Origin of the sequence: Selenomonas sp. CM52 (genome assembly GCF_000292955.1) — a bacterium.
GTDB lineage: Bacteria > Bacillota > Negativicutes > Selenomonadales > Selenomonadaceae > Selenomonas.
The window spans coordinates 1-3,332 of record NZ_ALNM01000052.1 but is presented as its reverse complement, the minus strand read 5'-3'; the positions used below and the strand labels follow the sequence as shown (position 1 = coordinate 3,332).

At 59.9% G+C, this 3,332-nt stretch carries 3 protein-coding genes; all 3 read right to left on the bottom strand.

The window, feature by feature from the left end:
- Window positions 1-227, bottom strand: a 227-nt coding sequence (locus HMPREF1153_RS11640; RefSeq protein ID WP_009647160.1) for a YgjP-like metallopeptidase domain-containing protein, incomplete at its 3' end; no start/stop codon positions are given.
- Between the two features lies 1 nt (window position 228).
- The gene (gyrA, locus tag HMPREF1153_RS11635) at window positions 229-2,658 is read right to left on the bottom strand and encodes a DNA gyrase subunit A (RefSeq protein WP_009647159.1); all 2,430 of its coding nucleotides are present in this window, start codon (window positions 2,656-2,658) and stop codon (window positions 229-231) included.
- A gap of 214 nt (window positions 2,659-2,872) precedes the next feature.
- Window positions 2,873-3,332 (bottom strand): methyl-accepting chemotaxis protein (locus tag HMPREF1153_RS11630; protein ID WP_009647158.1); only part of this gene is annotated, 460 nt, incomplete at its 5' end.

Genomic DNA, 3,332 nt, shown 5'->3' with positions numbered 1-3,332 from the left:
CGAGCGCTTGGCAGAGGTTTCGCGGCGATCTTCGCCTGCTTTTCCTCGATCCATGCCGTATGCTTGGCGACGAAGCGTGCGAGCTCTTCGAGCGTCGCTCGCTTCGGTGCGCTCAGGCGCACCGTGCCTGCGGGCGGCACGACGCGCAAATAGATGTTCTTGATGGACTTTCGTTCAAGTTCGACGGGGATTCCCGCGAGCGCCAGAGATATGACGAGGTTTCCCATATCAGTTGTTCTTCTGCTCCATCACGGCGAACGATGCTGCCTTGTCGCCCTCGCCGAGGCGCACGACCTTGACGCCCTGCGTGTTGCGGCTGATGACGGAAATCTCGTCGACCTTCGTGCGGATGACGATGCCGTCCGTCGTGATGAGGATCAGCTCCTGTCCCGGACGCACAACCTTGAGGCCGATGACCGCGCCCGTCTTTTCCGTGACCTTCATGTTGATGAGGCCCTTGCCGCCGCGCGTCTGCAGACGATATTCGCTCGTCGCCGTGCGCTTGCCGTAGCCTTCCGCCGTGATCGTCAGAACCTCGGCATTGCGCGCGAGGTTGTCCATGCCGACGACCACGTCGCCCGCCTTCAGGTTGATGCCCTTGACGCCGCGCGCCGTGCGTCCCATCGAGCGCACATCGTCCTCGGCGAAGGCGACCGCCATGCCGCCCGCCGTACCGAGTATCACATGCTTTTCGCCGTCCGTGAACTTGACGCCGATGAGGTCGTCGTCCTCGTCGAGGTTGATCGCATTGAGCCCACCTCTGCGGATCGACTGGAACTCGGAAAGGCTCGTCTTCTTCACGATGCCCTTCTTCGTCGCCATGAAGAGGTAGCGTTCGGGCAGGAACTCCTTGACCTGGATGACCGCCGTGATCTTCTCCTCACTCTCAAGCTGCAGCAGGTTGATGATCGCCGTGCCCTTCGCCTGGCGGCTCGCCTCGTTGATCTCGTATGCCTTGAGACAGTAGACGCGCCCGCGATTCGTAAAGAAGAGGATCGTATGGTGCGTCGTCGTGACGAGGATATTTTCGACGAAGTCGGCTTCCTTCGTGCCCATGCCCGTCACGCCGACGCCGCCGCGCTTCTGGCGACGATATGTGTCGAGCGGCATGCGCTTGATGTAGTTGTTATGCGTGAGCGTGATGACGACGTCTTCCTGCGCGATGAGGTCTTCGACGTTGATCTCGGATGTGTCGATCGTGATTTCCGTGCGGCGCTCGTCGCCGTACTTCTCGCGCACGGCAAGAAGCTCGTCCTTGATGATCTTGTCGATCTTTCCCTCGTCGGCGAGAACGGATTTGAGCCAGTCGATCATCTTCAAGACCTCTTGGTACTCTTCCTCGATCTTCTCGCGCTCAAGACCCGTCAGACGCTGCAGACGAAGGTCAAGAATCGCCTGCGCCTGCTTCTCGCTGAGCTTGAAGCCTTCCATCAGGCGCTCACGCGCGATGTCCGCCGTGCGGCTCTCGCGGATCGTCGTGATGACGGCGTCGAGATGATCGAGCGCGATGGTCAAGCCTTCGAGGATATGGGCGCGCGCCTCGGCTTTCGCCAATTCGTACTTCGTGCGCCGCGTGATGACATCCTGCTGATGCTTGATGTAGTAATGCAGCACCTCTTTGAGCGTGAGCACGCGCGGACTGCCGTCGACGAGCGCGAGCATGATGACGCCGAAGCTGTCCTGCAGCTGCGTGTGCTTGTAGAGCTGGTTCAAGATGACGTTGGCATTCGCGTCGCGGCGCACGTCGATGACGATGCGCATGCCGCTGCGGTCGGACTCGTCGTTCAAGGCCGTGATGCCCTCAATCGCCTTGTCGCGCACGAGCTCGGCGATCTTCTCGACGAGGCGTGCCTTGTTCACCTGATAGGGCAGCTCCGTCACGATGATGCGCGAGCGGCCGCTCGACGTCGTCTCGATGTGCACGCGCGCGCGAAGCTTGATGACGCCGCGCCCTGTCGTATATGCCTGACGTATGCCCTCCGTGCCGAGAATCAGTCCCGCCGTCGGGAAATCCGGCCCCTTGATGACCGTCATAAGCTCCTCAACGGTAGCATCGGGACGGTCGATGAGCATCAACGTTCCGTCAATGACCTCGCGCATATTGTGCGGCGGGATATTCGTCGCCATGCCGACAGCAATGCCCGCCGTGCCGTTCGTAAGAAGCTGTGGAAACTTCGCGGGCAACACGGTCGGCTCCTTCAAGGACTCGTCGTAGTTCGGCGCAAAATCCACCGTCTCCTTGTCTATGTCCTGCAGCATGAGCTCCGCAACCTTCGACATGCGCACCTCGGTGTAGCGCATCGCCGCTGCCGGATCGCCGTCGACCGAGCCGAAGTTGCCGTGACCGTCGGCAAGCATGTATCGCATGGAAAAATCCTGCGCCATGCGCACGATCGCATCGTAGACGGAAGTATCACCATGTGGGTGGTACTTACCGAGGACTTCGCCGACGATGCGCGCTGACTTCTTGTACGGCTTGCCCGAACCCATGCCCGCTTCCTGCATCGCATAGAGGATGCGGCGGTGCACAGGCTTCAGACCGTCGCGCACGTCCGGCAGGGCGCGGGCGACGATGACGCTCATGGCATAGTCGATATAGGAATTCTTCATCTCACTTGCGAGATTTACAGGAACGATCTTCCCCTCGCCAAAATCCACACTCTCACCCCAAAAATATAGTCGAGAACAGTATCTAACCTTAGTAGTATAGCATTTTTCAAGAAAAAAGTCCATGCGGCAAAAGGCGGGGTTGGCGCACATCACTTTCGTACAGTCGTTATCCCATATGCCATCGCAAATATAGCTGAAAGCCGATGCATGGAGACTCTTGCTCCACGCATCGGCTTTCGCTCTATATTGTCTCAGACTCTGCTCAAAGCCTGAACTTCGCCACCCCCTGCTGCAGCTGCTGCGCGAGATCTGCGAGCGTGTGGCTCGCGGCTGCGATCTCCTCAGCGGACGCCGCCTGTTCCTCGGAGACGGCGGACACGTCCGTCGCCTTCTGCTGCACGGCACGGGACAGGTCGCTGACCTTCTGCACCGTATCGACCGTGCTCTTGCAGTCCTTTTCGAGCGCTCCCGTGATCGTCCCGACCTTCGCGACCTGCCCAATCAGGGCACGGATGGATTCAGCGATCTTCGCAAACTTCTCGTCAGCTGCGCGGACTTCTTCCACGCTCTCTTTGACCTCTTCGTCCTGCGATTTCGTCAGCGTGAATGCGTTCTCGATCTGCGCGGAATTCTTGCCGATGACCGCGCTGATCTCCTGCGCCGCCTGCTCGCTCTGCTCGGCGAGCTTTCGCACCTCGTCGGCGACGACGGCGAAGCCCTTG